Genomic DNA, 21,037 nt, shown 5'->3' with positions numbered 1-21,037 from the left:
TGGCCGCATGGGAGAACGCATCCGCGGGCAGATCTGGCGGAACGGCAAGCCGATCGACGGCTTCACGCTGGACAAGGTGTCGAGTTGCCTCGAGGATCCCGATCTGCTGGTCTGGGCCGACCTGGAATGCCCGACGCACGAGACGATGAGCCGACTCGCCGGCGAACTCGACCTGTCCCCGTTTGCCGTCGAGGACACCATTGCCGCCAGCGAACGCGTGAAAACCGTGACCTACGCCCATCACACGTTCCTGATGGTCTACGCGGTCACGATGCGTGATCCGGCACTCGGTGACCGCGATGAATCGCCGCGGATCTCCGGCGATGGCAGTCAGCGCTCCACTCTCTTTGACCTGCACCGTATTTCGATCTTCGTGAAGAAGAACACGTTGATCACCGTGCGCCGGACCGAGTGCTTCGACATGGATTCGGTCGTGGACCGCTGGGCGGATATCGGCGGCGAACAGTACGGCATCGGCGCACTACTGCACGGGTTGCTCGACGTCGTCGTCGACGGACATTTCGATGCGGTGCAACGGATCGACGATGCGATGGAAGACGTGGAGAGCATGCTGTTCGACGAGAAGGTCGCGGGTCGCGCCCTGCAACGCCGAACCTACGACCTGCGCAAGGATCTCGTGCTGCTACGCCGCGTGGTGCTGCCGATGCGGGAGGTGATCGCCGGAATTCAGCGGCGCCGCTTCGAGAATCACGCACCGTCGGAGCTCGATCCGCACTTCTCCGATCTCTATGACCACGCGCTGCGGGCAGCGGAATGGACAGAGTCGTTGCGGGACATGGTCACCACAGTGTTCGAGACCAATCTGTCACTGGCCGACGCGCGCCTGAACACGGTGATGAAGAAACTGACGTCGTGGGCAGCGATCATCGCGGTACCCACCGCGATCACCGGGTTCTACGGTCAGAACGTGCCATTCCCGGGGTACTCCCACACCCTCGGTTTCGTCACGAGCTCGATACTGATCGTGGTGATGGTCGCCGCGCTCTACCTCGGCTTCAAACGTCGGGACTGGTTGTAGGACAATGCTTCCCGACTGATCAGGCAGGACGTGGAATGGCCGCGGAGGCACCCTGACCGAGCCAGCCCGGCACCGCCCGCGCCACCATCGACGGTGCGGTGATGCGAATCTTCCGGGTACCCAAGGCTGTTGACCAATCCTGGTCGCCGCGCCACACGCGGGTCAGGGTTCGCAGGTCGGTGACCATGGTGGCATCGACGTCGAAGCCGGGATCGAAATCGCAGACCTCGACATCGCCGTCGGCGACCACCATCCACCACGACGACGCCTTACCCACCACGTCGGTGAAGGAGATCGCGATGGTGGTGCGTCGGCGCGGCCAGTGCTCCACGGCAACGGTGCGCCGCATGTCCCAGAGCAGCAGATGCGGATCCAGGTCGGCGTCGCCGAGTTCGGCGATCCACCGAATCCCCCACTGGCTCAATGCGGCAACCACCTCACTGAGTTCGTCACCCATCTCGGTGAGGGTGTAGACCGCACGACCGCCGACCTCGGCCCGCCGCACCACCCCGGCACGCTCGAGTCCGCGCAGGCGTTTGGTGAGCAGCGTCGGCGACATCTTCGGCACACCTCGCCGCAGCTCGTTGAAATGTCTACTGCCCAAGAGAAGTTCGCGCACGATCAGGATCGTCCAGCGCTCGTCGAGCAGTTCCATCGCCTTGGCGACCGGGCAGAATTGTCCATACGAAGCCATCGGTGATCACCTCCGTCGACTCAAGTACACACCCGTCTCCGGGTTGATGGCCAGTACAGATTCTGTACTGCGGGTGGTTCATTTCCTGGTCTGGAGCGACACCTGCGGGTCGCGTGATGCTGGTGTCACCACCGATTGAAAGGACCAGGTCATGACCATCACCGACATCTCCGATCAGCAACTCAAGGCACGGCATCGGACGCTATGGGCGTCGGGTGACTACCCGGCGGTCGCCGAGTTGATCGGCTCGCTCGGCCGGCGACTCGTCGAGGCGGTACCGATCTCCGCGGGGCCGCGTGTCATCGACGTCGCCGCCGGGGCGGGCAATGTGGCGATCGCGGCCGCCGACGCCGGGGCGCACGTGGTGGCGACCGACCTGGTGCCTGAGTTGCTCGCCGTCGGGGAATCGTCGGCGGGGGATCGCAGCATCGTGTGGCGGACCGCCGACGCCGAGGATCTCCCGTTCGCGGAGGGCGAGTTCGACTGCGCGGTCTCTTGCGTCGGGGTGATGTTCGCGCCGCACTACGAGCGATGTGCGGTCGAGTTGATCCGAGTGACCCGCTCGGGCGGTCGGATCGGATTGATCAACTGGACCCCGGCCGGGTTCATCGGGCAGCTGTTTTCCGTGCTCAAGCCCTATGCACCGCCGCCCCTGCCCGGCGCGCAGCCGGGCGTCCTGTGGGGCGACGTCGACCATGTCCGCGCGCTGTTCGGCGAGCGGGTGACCGACGTCGAGGCCCGCACCGAGAGCGTCACGATCGATAGGTTCGACGACGGCGCTGCGTTTCGCGACTTCTTCAAGGCCCACTACGGACCCATGGTCGCGACCTATCGAGGGCTCGCGGACGACTCGACGCGGACCGCGGCCCTCGACGCCGCCATCGCCGAGCTCGCCGACGAGCACATCACCGACGGCACGATGCAGTGGGAGTACCTCCTGGTGACCGCGACGGTCGTGTGACGCCCGCTCCCCTGAGCAGCGAGGAGCCCCGCCCCCGTTCCCTGAGGTCTCAGGGAACGGGGGTGGTCACTGCCGGAGAGTGTTGACTGCCCACCCCGCCGCAATCAACCGCGGCACGCGTCGTCGTTCCTCGGGCCTCACCGGCGGTCCGGTACTGGGCGCGGATTCGACTGTCCGCGAGTTCTTCTCCTTATCCGGTGGTCGGTGCCGTTCCCGCAACCGGCGTGCCAGTTCCGCCCCGACGATCCCGCTCCGGTTGACCTGCGGCTTCCCGCGGCGTCCGTCACGGCCGTTGCGCACCCACGCGGGACGCCCGGCGTCGGGTCCGTCTTTGATGATGTGGGTCGACCACTGCCCCGGCTTGTCACCGACCATCCGATTGTGTTTGCCGCACGCCCCGGCCAGATCGATGATGTCGGTGAACCCGCCCTGCGCCCAATCCTTCTCCGCATGATGGGCTTCGAGATGAGTGAACGGCTGAGTGCAATTCGGGCAGGTACACACCGCGCCGTCCCGCGCGAACAACATGAACCGCTGTGCCTGGTTCGCAAACCTGTTGGCCTGCCCCAGATACAGCGGTTCTGCACTGTGATCTTTGAAGACTGCGAGGTGCTGCTGCGCCTCGGCGGCCAACTCGATCACCTCCGAGATCGGCAACAAGGCACCGCTGGCGGTGGTCGCCACCCCCGCCTGTTCGCGCAGGGCGGTGTCGGTGATGGAGATGATCAACTGCGGCGGCAGGCCTCGATGGCTTCTCCCGAGGACTCCGCCGTTGACGACCGCATCCAACAGTGCGTGCAGCGCATCGTGATTGCGTTGGGCGGGGGTGCGGTAGTCCCGCTGGGCTGCCTTCTTCAGAACCTCGATGTCGATGTCGTCGCTGCTGCCTTTCGGCGAGTCGGGATCGCCCGGCATGTTCATGCCGGGAGCCGCCCAGGCCGCGAACACCACATCCAGCAGTGCTCGGGTGACCGGGTCGAGGTGTCCTTCCAGGGTGCTCATCAACTGGGCGTCCTGCTTCGAGAGTTCCAGGCTGCGCCGGCGGGCTCGGTCCTTGTCGTCGGTCAGGGTGCCGTCGGGGTCGAGGTGAGCCAACAACTCGGCACCCAGGACAATGAGTTCTTTGGGTTCGTGATCGCGGGCGTAACCGGCCATCACTTCTTCGGCTTTGTCCCGCAACTCGGGTTCCACCGCGGCCGGGATCTTGTCGAGAATCTTGATCACCGTCAATGCATGGTCGGGGCCGATCGCCCCCTCGGCGAACGCCGCCGCCAGGTTCGGGAACTTCGGGTCCAGGACGTCCCCGGTCAGCGAGTACATCGACAACAACGCTGCCATCAGCTTGCGGCGTCGACCCGGGTCGGTGATCCGCAGGTGCAGCACCATGAAGTCGGTGAGCCGGCTGTAACCCTCACGCTCTGGTACCCCGCGATCCGAGCAATCCATCACCCGCCGCAGGCCGACATACGCCATCCGCCGGGCCGAGCGTTCGTGGGATTCGGCAACCGCCAGCACCACGTCAGAGCCAGCAGACGACGTCGATGAGGCCATGATCCGGTCCAGCACGTCGTCGAGTTCGCGGTAGAGCCCGACGATCTCCGCGCCGGTGTCGCCATTCTCATTGCTGCTGGTCATCGAGCCTCACCCCCCAGACTGCTCGAACTGATGTTCGATAGTCTACGCCGCGCAGGTACCGGAGGCAAGGGTGGATGATCCTTCCGTGGCGACGAGATCCCGATACGGTCTCGCGATTCGTCGAACCCACCTCCGATCACGCATAATGGCGGTACGCATGAGGCAGGAGTGACTGTTGTGACTAAAATTCGGATTTCGCTAAGGCGTCGCCATGCTCTGGGAGCGTTGGTGGCCGTGGCGGCGGTACTGGGTGTCGGCACGGTCGCTGCGCCGACCGCGACAGCCGCCCCGGATCCGTCGAAGCCATACGTGGTGTCGAAGTCGTCGATCCCCGGTCGGGAACGCCTGCAGGTCTGGTCGCCGGCGATGGGACGCGCGGTGACCGTCGACATCCAACACCCGGCGGGCGACGGTCCGCGGCCGACTCTGTACCTCCTTGACGGCGCCGAGGCGCACGCACAGGAGTCGGGCTGGTACGCGATGACCGATGTCAAGTCACTGGCCGCGAGCGAGAAGCTCAACGTCGTCACCCCGGTCGGCGACCCCCACAGCTATTACACCGACTGGCGGGCCGTCGATCCGGGCATCGGCAAGAAGTACATGTACGAGACCTTCCTGACCAACGAACTGCCGCCGATCATCAACGGCGAGTTCGGCGGCAACGGCCGCAACGCGATCGCCGGCGCGTCGATGGGCGGGGTCGCGGCGCTGACGCTGGCCGCTCGGCATCCGGAGCTGTATCGCGGTGTCGCGGGTTACAGCGACTGCGCGAACGTCTCCAGCCTGCCCAACATGCTGCTCACCCAGTGGGACGTCAGCCGCGCCGGCGGCAACGCCGACAACATGTGGGGTCCGATCGGCGATCCCGCCTGGGCCGCCCACGATCCGTATCTGATCGCAGACAAGTTGCGCGGCAAGACAATCTACATGTCGTCGGGCAACGGCGCTCCCGGGAAGTACAACGACCTGCTCAACGATCCGCTCGACGAAACCTTCCGGGGTATCTTCGGTGAGATGGGCACGTACTTCTGCACCGGACAGATGAGTTCGCGGCTGTCGGCACTCGGCATTCCGTACACCACCGCCATGCGACCGACCGGCACGCACAAGTGGGGTTACTGGAAGGACGAGTTGCGGACCTCCTGGCCGATCCTGATGGGGTCGCTCGGGTTGCGCTGACGCACAGGTCTTTCCGCGATGACCCCGCTTCCCGACGTTCGTACGCAAGCCGACCGACTGATCGACCTGGGTGTCGAGATCGATGCCGATCGGCTGCGCGTTCTCGCGCAGGCGACGACACCCGACGACACCCTCCTGGTCCCGCACCCCCAGCTCGTACCGCCATCGTCGTTGGCGCCGTTGATCTCTCGCGATGGCAAGCCTGGCTTCGTCGTCGTCGACATGACCGACCTCGACGAGTTCGGGCCGATCGATGGCATCGATGTGCCGGATGCTCCGTTCTATCTGCTGTCCGGCCTCGATCGCGGCGACAACATGGTCAACTGGAGTCCCGATGAAGCGTTGCCGTCCATCGTCGACGCGGGCCGCACTCCATTGACGATCAACGAGGGCATCGCCTGGCTACTGCAGCAACCCGACCAACTCGAGACCAACCACTGCTTCATGACAATTGGTTCGCGCATGCGGAAGCCCAATGGCCGCTTGGACTCTCGTACACCGGCGATCTGGATCTCGCGGGGCACCGGGCGTGATGGCAAGGCCAACAACGGCGCACCCAAGGTCGGGTGGTGCTGGGCCGGAAACCGGCACACATGGCTCGGATTCGCCTCTGCCGCAGAGCGGCTCGCACTCAGCCCCGGGTGAACGCTTTCTCGCTGTCCGGGTGGCGGGAGACGTAGCGGCGCGCCAGGACGAAACTGATCGCGGCGACGATCGCCGAACCGGTCATCACGATGCCCATCGGGACGGCGGTATTGTCACCGGCCAATCCGCCGAGCGGGGAAAGCAATCCGCCGACCAAGAACATCAGGCCGCCCAGCACCGCACTGCCCGCACCGACCGCATCCCGAGAATGTTCCATCGCGAGTGCCGCGGAGTTCCCCGCGACGAACCCGAAGGCGAACACCGTGACGAACAACGGCACCACCAGCAGTCCGGGCATCGGCGACGCCGCGGCCGCCAGCACGCCCAGCGAGGCGATGATCAGTACCGGCAGCGCGTAGCCGATGGTGCGCGCCGGGTGGACGCGGCGCCGCGACAGTCGCGCCGAGATCAGGCCGGCCGCGGTGAGCCCCACCGCGTTTGCCGCAAAGCACAACCCGTAGATCGCGCTGGAGACGCCGAGCACCTTCTGGTACACGAACGACGAACTGGAGATGTAGGCCATCAGCGTGCCGAAACCGAAGGCTTGCGTCAGGACGTAGGCCAGGAACGCGGGACGCCGGAATCGCGTGAGCAGGTCGGCGTAGCCCAGCCGCGGCGCACGCTTGGCCGCCGGCAACGTCTCGCGGACCGTCGTCACCGCCATGATCAGCTGCAACACGGTGATCGCCAGGATCACCCCGAGGACTCCGCGCCAGGAGACGTGTCCGGCCAGCAGACCGCCGACGACCGGCGCCAACACCGGAGCCAGACTCGTGATCGTCATCATCAGCGTCATCGAGCGGGCGCTTGCGAAGCCGCGCAGCAGGTCGGCGATCACCGCTCGGGAGATGACCATGCCACCCGCCGCGGCCACTGCCTGCACGAACCGCGCGGCGACCAGCGTCTCGATGTTCGGGGCCAGCACCACCAGGACGCCGGCCCCCACCGCAACGGCCGAGCCGATGATCAGCGGGCGTCGCCGGCCATAGCGATCCGACACCGGACCCCAGATGATCTGTCCGACGGCCACTCCCACGAGAAACGCGGTCAGCGTCAGCTGCACCGCGGCGGCACTGGTGTGCAGCGACGTCTGGACCTCGGGGAACGACGGCAGGTAGAGGTCGGTCGCGATGGGCGCGGTGGCCGACAGCAGGGCCAGAGCGAAGAGCAGTTGCGGGCCCAATCCCTCGCGTTCCTTGTGGGATTCGGCGCTGGTGCTCACCCGGCGACGATACATTCGGACGAACGACGCGGGGCTGACCGGCCCGCGATCCACATTGCTATCGTGCCTGTCGTGAAACTGAAAACGATCATTGCGGGGGCCCTGGTCGGCGGAGCAGCCGTCATGGGGATCAGCCTCGGAGCCGGGCATGCGGAAGCCAAGATCGAGCCGGGGAAGTACAAAGAGCAGACCTTCGTTTACGGCTTCATCCCATTGCCCGAATCGAATGTCCGAGTCATCGGCAACACCAAGTACCAGGACTACTACGGAGTCGGCCCGTGGAATCTGAGCCACGGAACGATCATTCCGCGGACCTACGGCGGAACCACCGCTGTGTACGGCGACAATCCGATCTCGCTGTGGTACGACCGCGTCGACTACCGGAAGACGCCGCACGGCTACAAGGGAACCGGGTACGGATTCGGCGTCCCCACGATCGACTACAACCTGAAGAAGGTTCGCTGAGTCCCTCGCCTGTCCAATCCACCCGCCCAGCTCAGCCCATCTGAGCTGGGCGGTTCACGTTTCAGCGGCCACCCGACCCAGCGCCGCCCCGAAGAAGTCGTGGGCCGGGTCGTCGAAGGTCGTCCCGGCGATCCGACCGTGTGGGTCGAAGTAGAAGCCGAACCGTTTGAGCGCACGCACCGCGACGTCGATGCGTTCGATCTCGAGGTCGGGCACCACCGCCTGCAGACGACCGATGACCGCGTCCATCTCGGCGGCCGATCGTGCCCAGAAATGCAGGAGGAACGGCGCTGACCCGCTGACCCCGGCCACCAGCCGCGCCCCGGGATCGCGGTTGGCCACGCCCAGCAACGTCTGCCAGCGGGCCGTCCACCGCACCGACAGGAAGAAGCTGGTCCCCATTCCGATCGCCTCGCGACTCACGTCGCAACGAGTCGTCAGACCTCCGGGTCCGAACATCTCCTCGAGCCGCCGCCGCACCGTGCGTTCAGACAGCCCGGAGGCCTCGGCCAACTCCAGGTTGCTTGCGCGCGCGTCCAGCACGAGGACACGAAACAGCGCGAGGTCACTCGCCGACGGCGTGGCCACGACCGGCTCGCGGGGGCTCCACACCAGCGGATGGTCCTGGTCGACCGGACCGGCCAACCGGGGCTGCCAGATCGTGCCGTCGTGCAACACCGATCGGGTGAATTGCATCTGGACGTCGGTCACCCCGGGGATCGCACACAAGTCGTCGACGACGGCGTCCATGGCGCGCATCGACGTCGCGCCGAATCCGGCGAAGTAGGTGCGGTCGCCGTCGAGTCGCTCCACCCAGTACGACGAACTGTGGCCGGCCAACGCCACCCCGACCGGCCGACGCGCGGCGGGCGTCGTCGTCACCCAGCAGAAGGCGGTGACCGGCACCATCCGCGCCGGATAGGCGGCCACCCAGGCGACGCCGTGAGAACGCAAGCGATTCCATCGTCGGGCCGCGGTGGTGCCGCTGACCCCCAACCGGGCACCGATGTCGGTCCACGGCGCGCGCGGCGTTTCCTGGAGCGCCGCGACGAGCAGATGATCGTCGTCGGACAACGTGATCGGCGTCTCAGCCGCTCGTTCCTGACCGGAATTCTGCACGGAGTGCAAAGCTTCGCCGAATATCCACCGCTCGACGGTTCGAAGGCGGTCCGGTTCTAGCATCTGTCGCACCCACACGAGTATGACAGCGGTCACTTCGGATAGATGGAGCTGACCACGACACTCGGTTCGACGACGAAAGGGCCGCATGAATCCCATAACCCGAACCACCGTGATCTTGCTGTTCACCGCGTGGTGCATCGACTACATCGATCGCTCGGTGATCGGCGTGGCACTCCCGTCGATCGGCAAGGATCTGGACCTGGGGCACGGCCAGCTGGGTCTCGTCGTCTCGGTGTTCTTCATCGCCTATGCGCTCGCACAGGTGCCGGGCGGGATGCTGGCCGACCGCTTCGGCGCGATGCGGGTGGCGATCGCGGGGCTGGTCGCCTGGTCGGTCTTCACCGGGTTGACCGCGGTCGCGGCGTCGCTGGCCATGCTGCTGGTGATCCGGCTGTTGTTCGGGCTGGCGCAAGGCATCTTCCCGGCGGCCGGGATGAAGCTGCTCGCCGAGCGGTCCACGCCCGAGGAGCGGATGACGGCGAATGGTTGGGTGAACAGTGCCAATGCCGTCGGCGTGGTGCTGGCGATGATCATCGCGGCGATGCTCCTGCCGCTGGTCGGCTGGCGTGGCATGTTCCTGGCGATCTCGGTGATCGGCTTGGCGGTCACCGTGATTTTCGCACGACGGATGCCGGCGCCGATGGTCGGCATCGCCGACGCGCCACGTTCCTCGATCCGGTCGACCGCACTGCTTCGGTCGCGCGCGATGTGGTGGTTCTCGCTCGCCTTCCTCGGCTACGACGTGATCGTGTGGGGCATGGGCGCCTGGGTGCCCACCTACCTGCAGGAGCACTTCGGGTTGTCGGCGTCGGCATCGGCACTGCTCGTGCTGCCCGCCGGACTCGCGGCCGCCGCGGTGATCGTCCTCACCGGACGGGCCTCCGACCGCATCGACGGCCGGCCCATCGCACTCATCGTCCCCGGCATCGTCATCGGAGGTGTCGCTATCGCGCTCGTCCCCCACATGCCGAACGTCGCAACGACGATCGCCGTGCTCACCCTCGGCGGCGGCGCTTCGGCCACGACCTATATCGGCTGCTTCAGCCTGCCCCTCAAACAACTCGCCCCGTCGGCCGCCGGCATCGGCGCCAGCATGATCCTGCTCGGCGGCATGGTGGCCGGCGTCATCGCACCCACCGTGTTCGGGATCATCGTCGACAGTGCCGGGTGGACTGCCGCATGGTCGTTCCTGGCGATCGGCGCGGTCGTCACCCTCATCGCAACCGCGCTGATGCCGCACGACGCCAAGGCTTTCCGCGCCGCGGTACCGAACTCACTGCTCGCCCAGACCAACACTTCCGAACTCGTCGCAAAGGACTGATCCTGCAATGACATTCGACCCCTGCTACACCGACGCACTCGAGCTGCTCGACCGCTACCGACGGCGTGAGGTCTCACCCGTCGAGGTGCTCGAGGCGCAACTCCGACGTGTCGACGAGGTGGACGGTGAACTCGGCGCCATCATCGAACGGATGGATGGCGAGGCGCTCACCCAAGCTCGGGAGTCCGAGCGCCGCTATCGCGACGGCGATGCACGCCCACTCGATGGAATCACCGTGGCGGTCAAGGAAAAACACGCGATCGCCGGCCACCGGGTAACCGAGGGATCATTGGCCTGGGACGGCATCGAGGCGACAACCGATCACCCGACCGTCGAGCGACTGCGCGCTGCCGGTGCGGTCTTCCACGCGCGCACTGCGACTCCCGAGTTCTCCATCACGACCTACACCCAGTCGCGCAAGTGGGGGGTCACCCGCAACCCGTGGGATCCGCAATTCTCGCCCGGCGGCTCGTCGGGTGGTGCCGGCGCCGCACTGGCTGCGGGTATGACCACCCTGGCCACCGCGTCGGACATCGGCGGATCCACCCGCGGTCCAGCCGCTTTCACCGGCACAGTCGGGTACAAGGCCCCGTATGGTCGGGTGCCCGGATCGGGACCGACGAGCCTGGACTACTACCGGGGTGACGGCGCATTGGCCCGCACCGTCGGTGACGCGCTGTGCATGACGAATCTGATCAGCGGTCAGCACCGCCTTGACCAGGCGTCGTTGCCCGACAAGCGGATTGACGCGGGCCGCGACGTGACCGGCATGCGTGTCGCCTATTCGCCGGACCTCGATGGCTACACGGTCGATTCCCGGATCGCCGCGAACACCGCGGCGATGGTGGACGAGCTTGTGGCGGCCGGATGCGTGGTCGAACCGATCGCGATCGGCTGGTCGCTCGACGACCTGCGTACCGCGACCGCCGGCCACTTCGCGCAGATGATGTCGGCCAACGTCGACAACCTCGTCGGCGACCGCACCGAACTACTCAGCGACTACACCTCCGAGTACCTGAAGCTGATGACCGAGGTCCGCAAGCATCTCTCGATGTTCGACGCGGTACGCGCCGAGTACACCCTGCAGCAAACGCTGGCCGCGGCAATGGACGGCTTCGACGCGCTGATCTGCCCGACCACCGCAGCAGTGGGTTTTGTGGCCGGCGACAACCTCTTTGACGGCGTCGAGATCGAGGGACAGCGGGTCAGCTGGACCGAGGGGATGCTGACCATCCCGTTCAACGTCAACAACCGTTGCCCGGTGCTGGCGGTGCCGAGCGGCTTCGCTGGGTCGATGCCGACCGGCGTACAGCTCGTCGGACATCCCTACGACGACGACACCGTGTTCGCGCTGGGCCGTGCGCTCGAGGAGCGGCGGGGACGGTTGTTCGAGTCCCGGGTGCCCGAGGTGGGTGTCGCGAAGAGCGCTGCGCGGTAGCGGGTCACACGATGTCACGCCGAAACGTCGTGTAACGCCCCACCACCGCCAAGATCACAATGTAGGCCACCAGTACGACGCCACCGGCCCATCGCGGCAGTAGGTCCGTCGCGCCGGCACCCATCATCGAGTAGAAACTCGTCCCGATCAGCCCGTCGGCCGCGGCGCCGGGCAGGAACTTCGCGACGCCCGACGTCGCGTCGAACGCGCCGAGGGCAATTCGGGCGATGGGCTCGACGAGCTGGGTGAAGGCCAACAGGATGACGATCGCGGCCACCTGGTTCGGTACGACCGTACCGAATGCCACGCCCAACGCCGTCCACAGCACCATCACCACCATCGACAACACGATGACCTCGATGATCCTGCCGTCGGTGAGGAACGCGCCGTCACCGAGCCAGGACAGGAGCGGGGCCGCTCCGAGCACCACCGTCACGGTCCCGATCACCCCGTACAACGCCCCGATGGGAACGGCAGCAAGCATTTTGGCGACGACGACGAGCGTGCGCCGAGGCTCGACGAGCAGGGTGGAGGTGATCGTCTTGTGGCGGAACTCCGCGATCACCGCGAGACTGCCGATGACCAACGCGAAGACATAGCCCATCGGGCTGGCCAGGGAGTAGATGGCGCCGGCGAGGTCGGGGCCGGTCAGCGTCGGCCGCGGTTGCCCCTCGACGTCGGCGGTCATCGAGAAGGTCAGGACCACCGCGATGAATCCGAGGTAGCCGACCATCGCGATCAGCAGAACCCACCACATGCGGGTGGAGGTGAACTTGCGGTATTCGGCGCGCAACGCGTCGCCGATGCCTGCCGTATCCCGGTTGACCGCGGTGCTCATCGTGGCTCCCCGAACTGGCTGGTCGGCGCATCGGCCGACGAGGTGAGGTGGAGGAAGACGCTCTCCAGGTCGGCGCCGATGTCGGTGAGTTGATGCAGTTCGATACCCGCGGCGAAGGCGGCGGCGCCAACGGTCGCGGCGTCGATGTCGGCGATCCGAAATCCTTCCGGCCCTTCGGCAAGTGGCCATCGGTACTGCGCCGCCAGCGACCGGAATGCGTCGATGGCGGGGGTGCGGACCAGGATCTCGTGGCGGGCCAGCGATTCGAACTCGATCAGCGTCGAGGCGTGGATCAATCGGCCGGCCCCGATCACGATCACGTCGTCGACGGTGCTGCGGACCTCGGCCAGGACATGGCTCGAGACCAGCACTGTCTTCCCCTGATGCGCCATCGCGCGGAACAGTTCCCGCAGCCACACGATGCCCTGCGGGTCCAGTCCGTTCGCGGGTTCGTCGAGGACGACGATCTGCGGGTCGCCGAGCAGTGCGACGGCCAGGCCCAGGCGTTGGCGCATCCCCATCGAGTAGCCGCCGACTCGGCGGTCGGCGGCCGCCGTCAGCCCGACGAAGTCGAGGACCTCGCGACACCGGCTGTCGCTCACTCCTATCTGCGGCGCACGGGTTTTCAGATGTCCCAGGCCGGTACGGCCGGGGTGGAAGCTCGATGCCTCCAAGGCCGCGCCGACATGGTGGGCGGGTCGTGGGATGTCCGCGTACACGCGGTCGCCGATCACTGCCCGCCCGGCGGTGGGCACCATGAGACCGAGAATCATCCGCAACGTGGTGGTCTTGCCGGAACCATTGGGGCCGAGGAAACCGGTGACTCGGCCGGGCGCGACGGTGAAGCTCAGGTTGTCGACGGCGGTGACGGGTCCGAAACGTTTGGTCAGGCCTTCGACGGTGATCGCCGGCGCGGACATGTATCGCTCCTGGGTGGGTGGTCGGTGGATTCGTCAGCGCGGTCGACGAGAACGACTCCGGGACCGCCCGGCCCCCGGCACCTTCCCGGCCGCCTCCCGCGCTGCGCGTTTGGCGGCCGCCTTCTCTTTGGCCGACCTTTTCGGAGGCGGATCGCTGGAGCCGCGCGACGAGGTGGTCTTGCGTCCGCGGACGATGCCGATTAACTCGTCGGCCAGTTCGGTGGTCGGCTGCGGCCACAGGAGGCCGACGGTGCTGGTCGGGAGGTCGGTGACCGGGCGATAGTCCAGGTCGCGACGGTGATGCAGCCGGGCCAGTGACTGCGGCACCACGAGCAATCCGACTCCCGCAGCGACGAGTTCGATCGCGTCGGCGGTGGTGGCCGGGCGGTGGTCGACGGCGGTTCCGGGTCGATCGGTCACGACGAGCGGCTCGTCGAGCGGCCACAGCAGGTTCTCGCCGGCGAGGTCCGTCGGCTGCAGTTCGTCGCCCGCGGTGAGCAGATGGTCCTTCGGGATGACGACGACGGTCGTCTCCTCGTAGAGCGTGATGGTGTGGTGCGGACCGGGATCGGCGTGGGTGAGCGAGTCGGGCAGCCGGGTGATCGCCATGTCGGCCGTTCTGTCCGCGATTACGGTGGCGGCGTCGGCGACGTCGGTGGCGAGCAGGTCCAAGGACACGTCCGGGTGACGTTCGCCCCAGATGCGCACCCATTTACCCGGATTGGTACCGGGGACATAGGCGAGCCGGAAGACCGCAGGACTCGGCTGGTGGGTCTCCGGGGACGAGCTCACGCGTCGAGGCTACCCCGGGCGATACGCTGCGAGCATGAGCTCGCAGTCGATGAAACCGGCCACCGCCGCCAAGAAGCTTGATGTCTACCTGCCGGCAACGCCCGAGGAGTTCCGCGCCGGGTCGATCACCCGGGAGGAGTTGACCTCGTTGCAGGCCGACCCGCCGCAGTGGCTGCGGGACCTGCGCGCCAACGGCCCGCACCCCAAGAACCTCGTCGCCGCCAAGCTCGGGATCTCGAACTCCGGCCTGATCCGCGGCGAGGTGACCGAGGCGCTGACCACCGAACAGATCAATGCGCTCCTCGCCGAGATGCCCGACTGGCTCGAGGCCGAACGGACCAAGCACGTCGAGGTGCTGCGGGAGGAACGTCGGGTCAAGTCGTTGCACGCCGACCGTCAACGTGAGCGCGAAGAGGCATCGGGAGAATCCGACTAGCTGCGGAAGCGGAGGGATTTGAACCCCCGGTGGTTTTACCCACGCTCGCTTTCAAGGCGAGTGCATTCGGCCGCTCTGCCACGCTTCCCTGCCGATGAGGCTACTGGAGCAACCGTCGCAGACACGAATTGACCTCGTCGAACAGACCGTGTGACAGCATCGATGACGTGCGAGCCATCACCGGAACCGATCAGCTGACCATCACGACGCTTCCCGACCCGGAGCCCGCCGCGGGTGAGGTGGTGATCGACGTCGTCGCGGCCGGGGTGAACCGGGCCGATCTGCTGCAGCGTCGCGGCCTGTACCCACCGCCGCCCGGAGCCGTGGACACTCTCGGCCTGGAGGTGTCCGGCACGATCTCCGCGATCGGCGACGGGGTGTCCGAGTGGTCGGTCGGCGACGAGGTGTGTGCGCTGCTCGCGGGCGGCGGATATGCGGAGAAGGTCGCGGTGCCCGCGGTGCAGGTGCTGCCGAAGCCGGCCGGCGTCGACCTGGTGACGGCGGCGGCGCTGCCCGAGGTGGCGTGCACGGTGGCGTCGAATCTGCTCGACACCGCGCACCTGCAGAGCGGTGAACTACTGCTGGTCCACGGCGGATCGAGCGGCATCGGTACCCATGCCATCCAGTTGGCCCACGCGCTCGACGTGCGGGTCGCGGTCACCGCACGCACCCCGGCGAAGCTCGAGCGGTGTCGGGAGCTCGGCGCCGACATCCTCATCGACTACTCGTCCGACGACTTCGTCGAGGTGATCAAGGAGAGCGGCGGCGCGGATGTGATCCTCGACATCATGGGCGCGGCGTACCTCTCCCGAAATGTGTCGGCACTGCGCACCGGTGGGCGGCTGGTGATCATCGGTATGCAGGGCGGCGCGAAGGCCGAGCTCTCGATCGGGGCGTTGATGACCAAACGCGCGGCGGTGCTCGGCACCACCCTGCGGTCGCGGCCGGTCGACGGACCCGGGTCCAAGGCCGAGGTGGTCGCGACCACCCGCCGGGTGACCTGGCCGCTGATCGAGGCAGGACGCGTCGTCCCGATCGTCGACACGACATTCCCGTTGACCGACGCCGATGCCGCGCACGACCACCTGAACAGCGGGGACGCGATCGGAAAGGTACTGCTCACCACCGACTGACGCGTCAGCGACGCATCGCGCACTGCCGGGCGGCCACCGCGTCGCGGATCTTGCCGAACGCCACGCCGATGGTGGCGTACTCGTCGTCGGTGAGGACGTCGACAACCAGCTTGCGGATCATCTCGTCACGGACCGCCACGTGCGCGTGGAGCAGTTCGTACCCGGCGTCGGTCACCCGCACGAGTCGGTGTCGACCGTCGGCGTCGGAGGGGACGCGTTCGACCGCGCCGCTCTCGATGAGTCGCGCGATCTGCCGGGACACCGTGGAGATCGTCATGTGGACATCGCCCGCGAGCTCACTGATGCCACGTTGCGACACTCCGGCGAGCGCTTCGAGGACGCGGAGATCTGTCTGTGCCAGACCACGATTGGACAATTCGGCGTTCACCGTGGCGAGCAGGGCCCAACCGCCGTCGACGAAAACACTCCAGACCTGTCGCTGAGCTGCCGTGAGCGGTTGATCCGACCCTTCGGACACTGCGGCGCTCCTCTTGTCTCGGCGGCTCGACATGACACATTCACTGTCATCAACTTAATGCGCGACCCTGCTCAACCACGAACTGATCGGGTCACATTTCGATCAAGTGACCGGGTTTGTCGGTCAACCGAGTGACGCGAGGACCCGTACGAGGTGATCGACTTCGTACGGCGTCGAATACGGTCCGAGTCCGAGGGTCACCGCACCGCCGAAATCGCCCGCACCCATCCGCTCGAGCGCCCGGCTCGGCACATCCGCGAGCGCACAGATCCCGTTGTCGGCCAGTCGCCGTACCACCCGGTCGGCGCTGACCCCGTCGAAGGCGAAGCTCACCGCGGGAATCCGGTCCTCCGCAGTGCCGACGAGGCTCACCTGATTGAGCTGTTCCAGGGTGGTGGTCAGGTAGTAGGTCAACCGCTGCAGGTACTCGTAGACACCGTCGAGCGCATTCACGACGCGACGTCGGCGCTTGCCGATCCCGTCCGCGTCGAGCGCCGCAAGATGTTCGACGGATGCGACGAGGCCCGCGAGCAGCGCCCCCTGATGCGGTTCCGGCTCCAGTCGCGCCGGGCCGGTCGCACGCGGGTCCATCGAGATGCTGCGCAGCCGTGTCAGTCGCTCTGGGCTGCGGAAGGCCATCGCGGCCAGGCGCGGTCCACCCCACCGCTCGGCCGAGACGACGAGCACGTCGGCACCGAGTTCATCGATGTCGAGCGGCAGGTACGGCGCCGCGCTGGTCGCGTCGACGACGAGCAGGGCACCCGCGGCGCGGGCCCGGTCGGCGATCGCGCTGACGTCGGTGATCGCACCGGTCGTCGATGATGCAAGAGTCACCGCGACCACCGCCGTGTGCTGGTCGATGAGGTCGTCGTATTGCCATACGGGCAGCGCGCCGGTCTCGACGTCGACCTCCGCCCACCGGGCCAGCCCGCCGTTGCGATCGACCACCCGCAGCCACGGCACGATGTTCGGTTCGTCGTCCTGGCGACTGAGGACCACGTTGCTGCCGATCCAAGTGGTCGGCGGCAGGGCGTCGGCGAGGCCGGTGATGAGGGCGGCCCGCGACGGGCCGATCACCACGGCGGCGGGGTCGGCGGCCACCAGATCGCCGATTGCGCGGCGCGCGCCGTCGAGGGTGTCGGCGGTGTCGCGGGCGGCCGGATACACACCACCGGGAGCCGAGGCGAGCCGCCGGAATCCGGCCGACACGGCGCTGGCCACCGAGTCGGGAATCTGCATCCCAGCCTGCGGATCCAGGTGAATCCAGCCGTCGCCGAGCGAGGGAAACAGTCCACGCGCATGAGCGACGTCGAAGGGCATGGCACACACCATAGACGTGTGGTCTCACGCTCCGATGGGGTGTCGGACAGGCCTGTCACCGGTCTTGGGCACAATGGATCCATGACCTCAGGACCCTTTGGATCAGGTGACCCGCGATCGATCGTCCCCGGTGGCGACGGCGACGAGCCCGGTCCCATCGTGATCATGGGTGCCGACGGCGAGGGCACCGGCGACGGAGACGACAAGAGCGTCGCCGACATGGTCGAGCAGCCCGCCAAGGTGATGCGCATCGGCACGATGATCAAGCAGCTCCTCGAGGAGGTGCGGGCGGCACCGCTCGACGAGGCGAGCCGCAATCGACTCAAGGAGATCCACGAGTCGTCCATCCGGGAACTCGAGGACGGTCTGGCACCCGAACTCCGGGAAGAGCTCGAGCGCCTGGCCCTCCCGTTCACCGACGACGGCACCCCGTCCGATGCCGAACTTCGCATCGCTCAGGCCCAGCTGGTGGGCTGGCTCGAAGGCCTCTTCCACGGCATCCAGACCGCCCTGTTCGCACAGCAGATGGCGGCCCGGGCGCAGCTCGAACAGATGCGTCAGGGCGCGTTGCCACCCGGTGTGATGGGCGGCAATGCACCGCACGGGCCCAGTACCGGGCAATATCTCTGACCGCACACTTGTAAGCTGGGTCCCCGTGTCATCGGTAGTCAACGACGAGATCCCCGCGCCACCGGCCGAATCGGATTCCCGGACCCTGCGGCGCGCGATCACTGATCTCGCCGAAGGCCTCCGAAATCGCGAACTCTGGCTGCACCTGGGCTGGCAGGACATCAAGCAGCGCTATCGCCGCTCGGTCCTCGGACCGCTATGGATCACCATCGCCACGGGTGTGACCGCCGTCGCAATGGGCATCCTCTACGGCGAACTGTTCGGCATGGACCTCAAGCAGTTCCTCCCGTACGTCGCCCTGGGCTTCATCTTCTGGAACTTCATCCAGAGCTCGATCCTCGAGGGCGCCGAGGTGTTCTCCAAGAACGAGGGGCTGATCAAACAGCTCCCGGCACCGGTGAGCGTGCACGTCTACCGCGTCGTATGGCGCCAGTTGATCATCTTCGCGCACAACGTGGTGATCATCGTGATCATTTTCGTGATCTTCCCGCCGCCGTTGAATTGGACGATCCTGTTGGTGATTCCGGCGATTGTGCTCTATGTGCTGAACGCGGTGTGGGTATCTATCGTCTTCGGCATCCTCTCCACCCGCTTCCGCGACATCGGGCAATTGCTCACCACCGTCGTGCAATTGGTGTTCTTCATGACGCCGATCATCTGGAGTGCGCAGAGCCTCGGCAATGCGAAGGGTGAACCGTCGTCGCGGCTAAAGCTGGTGGAACTCAACCCGATGTATCACTACCTCGACATCGCGCGCGGCCCGCTGCTCGGTCAGTCGGTGGCGTTCTACCACTGGGCGATCGTGCTCGGCTGCACCGCTTTCGGCTGGCTCATGGCGATGTTCGTGATGCGCAATTACCGTGCCCGCGTGGCGTACTGGGTCTAGGACGGACGAGACATGGCAGCTGACAACGAAGTCCGTGTGGACACCTGGGACGCCTGCGTCGACTTCCCGATCTTCGACGCCAAGACACGGTCGCTGAAGAAGTCCGTGATGGGTGCCGCCGGCGGCGTGATCGGCTCGACGGACTCGAACGTCGTGGTGGTCGAAGCCCTCAAGGGCATCAATCTGCATCTGCGGCACGGCGACCGGATCGGGCTGGTGGGCCACAACGGTGCCGGCAAGTCGACGCTGCTGCGCCTGCTGTCGGGGATCTACGAACCCACCCGCGGTTCCTGCCGCATCCGTGGCCGTGTGGCCCCGGTGTTCGATCTCGGCGTCGGCATGGACCCGGAGATCTCCGGGTACGAGAACATCATCATCCGCGGCATGTTCTTGGGCATGAGCCGCAAGGAGATGCTCAAGAAGATCGACGACATCGCGGAGTTCACCGAACTCGGCGACTACCTGCAGATGCCGCTGCGCACCTACTCCACCGGCATGCGGGTTCGTGTCGCGTTGGGCGTGGTCACCAGTATCGACCCCGAGATCCTGATCCTCGACGAGGGCATCGGTGCGGTGGACGCCGACTTCATGCGCAAGGCCCGTACCCGATTGCAGGCGCTGGTCGAACGCTCCGGAATCCTGGTGTTCGCCAGCCACTCCAACGAATTCCTCGCCCAACTGTGTGATCGTGCACTGTGGATCGACCACGGCCAGATCCGGATGGAGGGCGGCATCGAGGAGGTCGTCGGCGCCTACGAGGGACCGGGCGCGGCCGCGCACGTCCGCAAGGTGCTCGCCAACCTGGAAGCCAAGAAGCAGTGACCGACAAGGTGATCGCCGTCGTGGTGACCCACCGACGGGTGGAGTTGTTGGCGCAGTCGCTGGCCGTTGTCGCCAGCCAGGACCGTACCGTCGATCATCTGATCGTGGTGGACAACGGAAATGAGACTGCGGTCGCCGATCTCGTTGGGGCCCAGCCTGTTCCGACTACCTACCTGGCGTCCGAGCGAAACCTCGGCGGCGCAGGCGGTTTCGCCCTCGGGATGCTGCACGCGCTGACACTCGGCGCCGACTGGATCTGGTGCGCCGACGACGACGGCCGCCCCGACGGACCCGCCGTGCTCAGCACCCTGCTCGAATGCGCGCAGCGGCATCGGCTCGACGAGGTCTCCCCCGTGGTGGCCAACATCGACGATCCGGACACCCTGGCCTTCCCGCTGCGCCGCGGACTCGTGTGGCGGCGTAAGCGATCTGAGCTGTTCTCCGACGCCGGGAGCGAAGCGAGCGGGTCGCATGTCACAGGTGGTGAAACCGATGACCTGTTGCCGGGCATCGCATCGCTGTTCAACGGCGCCCTGTTCTCCGCACGGGCCATCGAGGAGATCGGCGTCCCCGACCTGCGGCTGTTCTTCCGCGGCGACGAGGTGGAAATGCACCGTCGGCTACAGCGGTCGACGTTACGGTTCGGCACCTGCCTCACCGCCGGCTACCTGCACCCCGACGGTTCGGCCGAGTTCCGCCCGATCATGGGCGGACGCATGCACACCCAGTACCCCGACGACCCGAAGAAGCGGTACTTCACCTATCGCAATCGCGGCTACTTGATGAGCCAGCCCGGCATGCGGAAGCTGTTGCCGCAGGAGTACGCCCGGTTCGGGTGGTATTTCCTGGTGCAGCAGCATGATCCGAAGGGCTTCGCCGAGTGGGTGCGGTTGCGGCGGCTCGGGCGTCGAGAGCGGTTCACCCGGCCGTAGGTGCTTCGATAGCGACACTTATCGCAATAAGTGTCGCTATCGTGAGTGTATGGCGACACTTGCCCCGGT

Annotated in this window: 22 protein-coding genes and 1 tRNA gene; 13 read left to right on the top strand and 10 right to left on the bottom strand. The window is 66.5% G+C overall.

Annotation, left to right across the window (positions count from 1 at the left end):
* Positions 1-7: 7 nt before the first annotated feature.
* On the top strand, positions 8-1,039 hold the full coding sequence (locus AAFP30_RS24915) for a magnesium transporter CorA family protein (protein ID WP_419232731.1): 1,032 nt from the start codon (positions 8-10) through the stop codon (positions 1,037-1,039).
* Positions 1,040-1,058: 19 nt separating this feature from the next.
* On the opposite strand, the gene AAFP30_RS24910 is transcribed toward AAFP30_RS24915, so the two are convergent.
* Positions 1,059-1,733, bottom strand: a complete 675-nt coding sequence (locus AAFP30_RS24910; protein WP_419232730.1) for a winged helix-turn-helix transcriptional regulator — start codon at positions 1,731-1,733, stop codon at positions 1,059-1,061.
* A 151-nt stretch (positions 1,734-1,884) separates the two neighbouring features.
* Here AAFP30_RS24910 and AAFP30_RS24905 point away from each other — a divergent pair, with 151 nt between their 5' ends.
* Positions 1,885-2,694 (top strand): class I SAM-dependent methyltransferase, encoded by an 810-nt coding sequence (locus tag AAFP30_RS24905; RefSeq protein ID WP_419232729.1) that lies wholly within the window; start codon positions 1,885-1,887, stop codon positions 2,692-2,694.
* 66 nt (positions 2,695-2,760) lie between these two features.
* On the opposite strand, the gene AAFP30_RS24900 is transcribed toward AAFP30_RS24905, so the two are convergent.
* A complete protein-coding gene (locus tag AAFP30_RS24900) occupies positions 2,761-4,329 on the bottom strand; it encodes a DUF222 domain-containing protein (protein WP_419232728.1) in 1,569 nt (522 codons plus the stop codon).
* 228 nt (positions 4,330-4,557) lie between these two features.
* Between AAFP30_RS24900 and AAFP30_RS24895 the strand changes: the two genes are divergently transcribed.
* A complete protein-coding gene (locus tag AAFP30_RS24895) occupies positions 4,558-5,508 on the top strand; it encodes an alpha/beta hydrolase (protein WP_419232727.1) in 951 nt (316 codons plus the stop codon).
* A gap of 18 nt (positions 5,509-5,526) precedes the next feature.
* On the top strand, positions 5,527-6,153 hold the full coding sequence (locus AAFP30_RS24890; RefSeq protein WP_419232726.1) for a DUF5701 family protein: 627 nt from the start codon (positions 5,527-5,529) through the stop codon (positions 6,151-6,153).
* Here the strand turns inward: AAFP30_RS24890 and AAFP30_RS24885 are convergent.
* A complete protein-coding gene (locus tag AAFP30_RS24885) occupies positions 6,140-7,375 on the bottom strand; it encodes a multidrug effflux MFS transporter (RefSeq protein ID WP_419232725.1) in 1,236 nt (411 codons plus the stop codon). The genes AAFP30_RS24890 and AAFP30_RS24885 overlap by 14 nt on opposite strands.
* A 72-nt stretch (positions 7,376-7,447) precedes the next feature.
* Between AAFP30_RS24885 and AAFP30_RS24880 the strand changes: the two genes are divergently transcribed.
* Positions 7,448-7,840, top strand: coding sequence for a hypothetical protein (locus AAFP30_RS24880; RefSeq protein ID WP_419232724.1), 393 nt, complete (start codon positions 7,448-7,450; stop codon positions 7,838-7,840).
* Between the two features lie 54 nt (positions 7,841-7,894).
* Here AAFP30_RS24880 and AAFP30_RS24875 read toward each other — a convergent pair whose 3' ends face one another.
* Positions 7,895-8,959 carry an Lrp/AsnC family transcriptional regulator gene (locus tag AAFP30_RS24875; RefSeq protein ID WP_419232723.1) on the bottom strand — a complete coding sequence of 355 codons (1,065 nt, stop codon included), beginning with the start codon at positions 8,957-8,959 and terminating at the stop codon, positions 7,895-7,897.
* Between the two features lie 148 nt (positions 8,960-9,107).
* Between AAFP30_RS24875 and AAFP30_RS24870 the strand changes: the two genes are divergently transcribed.
* Both AAFP30_RS24870 and AAFP30_RS24865 read left to right on the top strand, forming a co-directional pair.
* Positions 9,108-10,343: an MFS transporter gene (locus AAFP30_RS24870; protein WP_419232722.1), complete on the top strand. Its 1,236-nt coding sequence runs from the start codon at positions 9,108-9,110 to the stop codon at positions 10,341-10,343.
* A gap of 7 nt (positions 10,344-10,350) precedes the next feature.
* A complete protein-coding gene (locus tag AAFP30_RS24865; protein WP_419232721.1) occupies positions 10,351-11,781 on the top strand; it encodes an amidase in 1,431 nt (476 codons plus the stop codon).
* A 4-nt stretch (positions 11,782-11,785) separates the two neighbouring features.
* On the opposite strand, the gene AAFP30_RS24860 is transcribed toward AAFP30_RS24865, so the two are convergent.
* From AAFP30_RS24860 to AAFP30_RS24850, 3 genes are read right to left on the bottom strand one after another with little or no spacing between them, the layout of a single operon-like run.
* Positions 11,786-12,586 carry an ABC transporter permease gene (locus tag AAFP30_RS24860; protein WP_419232837.1) on the bottom strand — a complete coding sequence of 267 codons (801 nt, stop codon included), beginning with the start codon at positions 12,584-12,586 and terminating at the stop codon, positions 11,786-11,788.
* A gap of 29 nt (positions 12,587-12,615) precedes the next feature.
* Positions 12,616-13,539 (bottom strand): ATP-binding cassette domain-containing protein, encoded by a 924-nt coding sequence (locus AAFP30_RS24855; RefSeq protein WP_419232720.1) that lies wholly within the window; start codon positions 13,537-13,539, stop codon positions 12,616-12,618.
* A gap of 33 nt (positions 13,540-13,572) precedes the next feature.
* Positions 13,573-14,331, bottom strand: a complete 759-nt coding sequence (locus tag AAFP30_RS24850) for a LysR family transcriptional regulator substrate-binding protein (protein ID WP_419232719.1) — start codon at positions 14,329-14,331, stop codon at positions 13,573-13,575.
* Between the two features lie 49 nt (positions 14,332-14,380).
* Here AAFP30_RS24850 and AAFP30_RS24845 point away from each other — a divergent pair, with 49 nt between their 5' ends.
* The gene (locus tag AAFP30_RS24845; RefSeq protein ID WP_419232836.1) at positions 14,381-14,767 is read left to right on the top strand and encodes a DUF5997 family protein; all 387 of its coding nucleotides are present in this window, start codon (positions 14,381-14,383) and stop codon (positions 14,765-14,767) included.
* A gap of 3 nt (positions 14,768-14,770) precedes the next feature.
* Here AAFP30_RS24845 and AAFP30_RS24840 read toward each other — a convergent pair.
* Positions 14,771-14,855 (bottom strand) — tRNA-Ser (locus AAFP30_RS24840).
* 79 nt (positions 14,856-14,934) lie between these two features.
* On the opposite strand from AAFP30_RS24840, the gene AAFP30_RS24835 reads away from it, so the two are divergent.
* Positions 14,935-15,900, top strand: a complete 966-nt coding sequence (locus AAFP30_RS24835) for an NAD(P)H-quinone oxidoreductase (protein ID WP_419232718.1) — start codon at positions 14,935-14,937, stop codon at positions 15,898-15,900.
* A 4-nt stretch (positions 15,901-15,904) separates the two neighbouring features.
* On the opposite strand, the gene AAFP30_RS24830 is transcribed toward AAFP30_RS24835, so the two are convergent.
* Both AAFP30_RS24830 and AAFP30_RS24825 read right to left on the bottom strand, forming a co-directional pair.
* Positions 15,905-16,378, bottom strand: coding sequence for a MarR family winged helix-turn-helix transcriptional regulator (locus AAFP30_RS24830; protein ID WP_419232717.1), 474 nt, complete (start codon positions 16,376-16,378; stop codon positions 15,905-15,907).
* A 123-nt stretch (positions 16,379-16,501) separates the two neighbouring features.
* A complete protein-coding gene (locus AAFP30_RS24825) occupies positions 16,502-17,698 on the bottom strand; it encodes an aminotransferase class V-fold PLP-dependent enzyme (protein ID WP_419232716.1) in 1,197 nt (398 codons plus the stop codon).
* 81 nt (positions 17,699-17,779) lie between these two features.
* On the opposite strand from AAFP30_RS24825, the gene AAFP30_RS24820 reads away from it, so the two are divergent.
* The 4 genes from AAFP30_RS24820 to AAFP30_RS24805 are packed head-to-tail and all read left to right on the top strand — an operon-like array spanning position 17,780 to position 20,968.
* Positions 17,780-18,328, top strand: a complete 549-nt coding sequence (locus AAFP30_RS24820; protein WP_419232715.1) for a bacterial proteasome activator family protein — start codon at positions 17,780-17,782, stop codon at positions 18,326-18,328.
* 25 nt (positions 18,329-18,353) lie between these two features.
* Positions 18,354-19,214, top strand: a complete 861-nt coding sequence (locus AAFP30_RS24815; RefSeq protein WP_419232714.1) for an ABC transporter permease — start codon at positions 18,354-18,356, stop codon at positions 19,212-19,214.
* A gap of 12 nt (positions 19,215-19,226) precedes the next feature.
* Complete coding sequence (locus AAFP30_RS24810; RefSeq protein WP_419232713.1) at positions 19,227-20,036, top strand: ABC transporter ATP-binding protein; 810 nt, start codon at positions 19,227-19,229, stop codon at positions 20,034-20,036.
* Positions 20,033-20,968: a glycosyltransferase gene (locus tag AAFP30_RS24805; RefSeq protein WP_419232712.1), complete on the top strand. Its 936-nt coding sequence runs from the start codon at positions 20,033-20,035 to the stop codon at positions 20,966-20,968. The genes AAFP30_RS24810 and AAFP30_RS24805 overlap by 4 nt, the downstream gene beginning before the upstream one ends.
* Positions 20,969-21,037: the final 69 nt, after the last annotated feature.

The sequence above is a fragment of the Gordonia sp. CPCC 205515 genome (assembly GCF_048537925.1).
Lineage (GTDB): Bacteria > Actinomycetota > Actinomycetes > Mycobacteriales > Mycobacteriaceae > Gordonia.
This window is presented reverse-complemented; position numbering and strand designations above follow the sequence as displayed.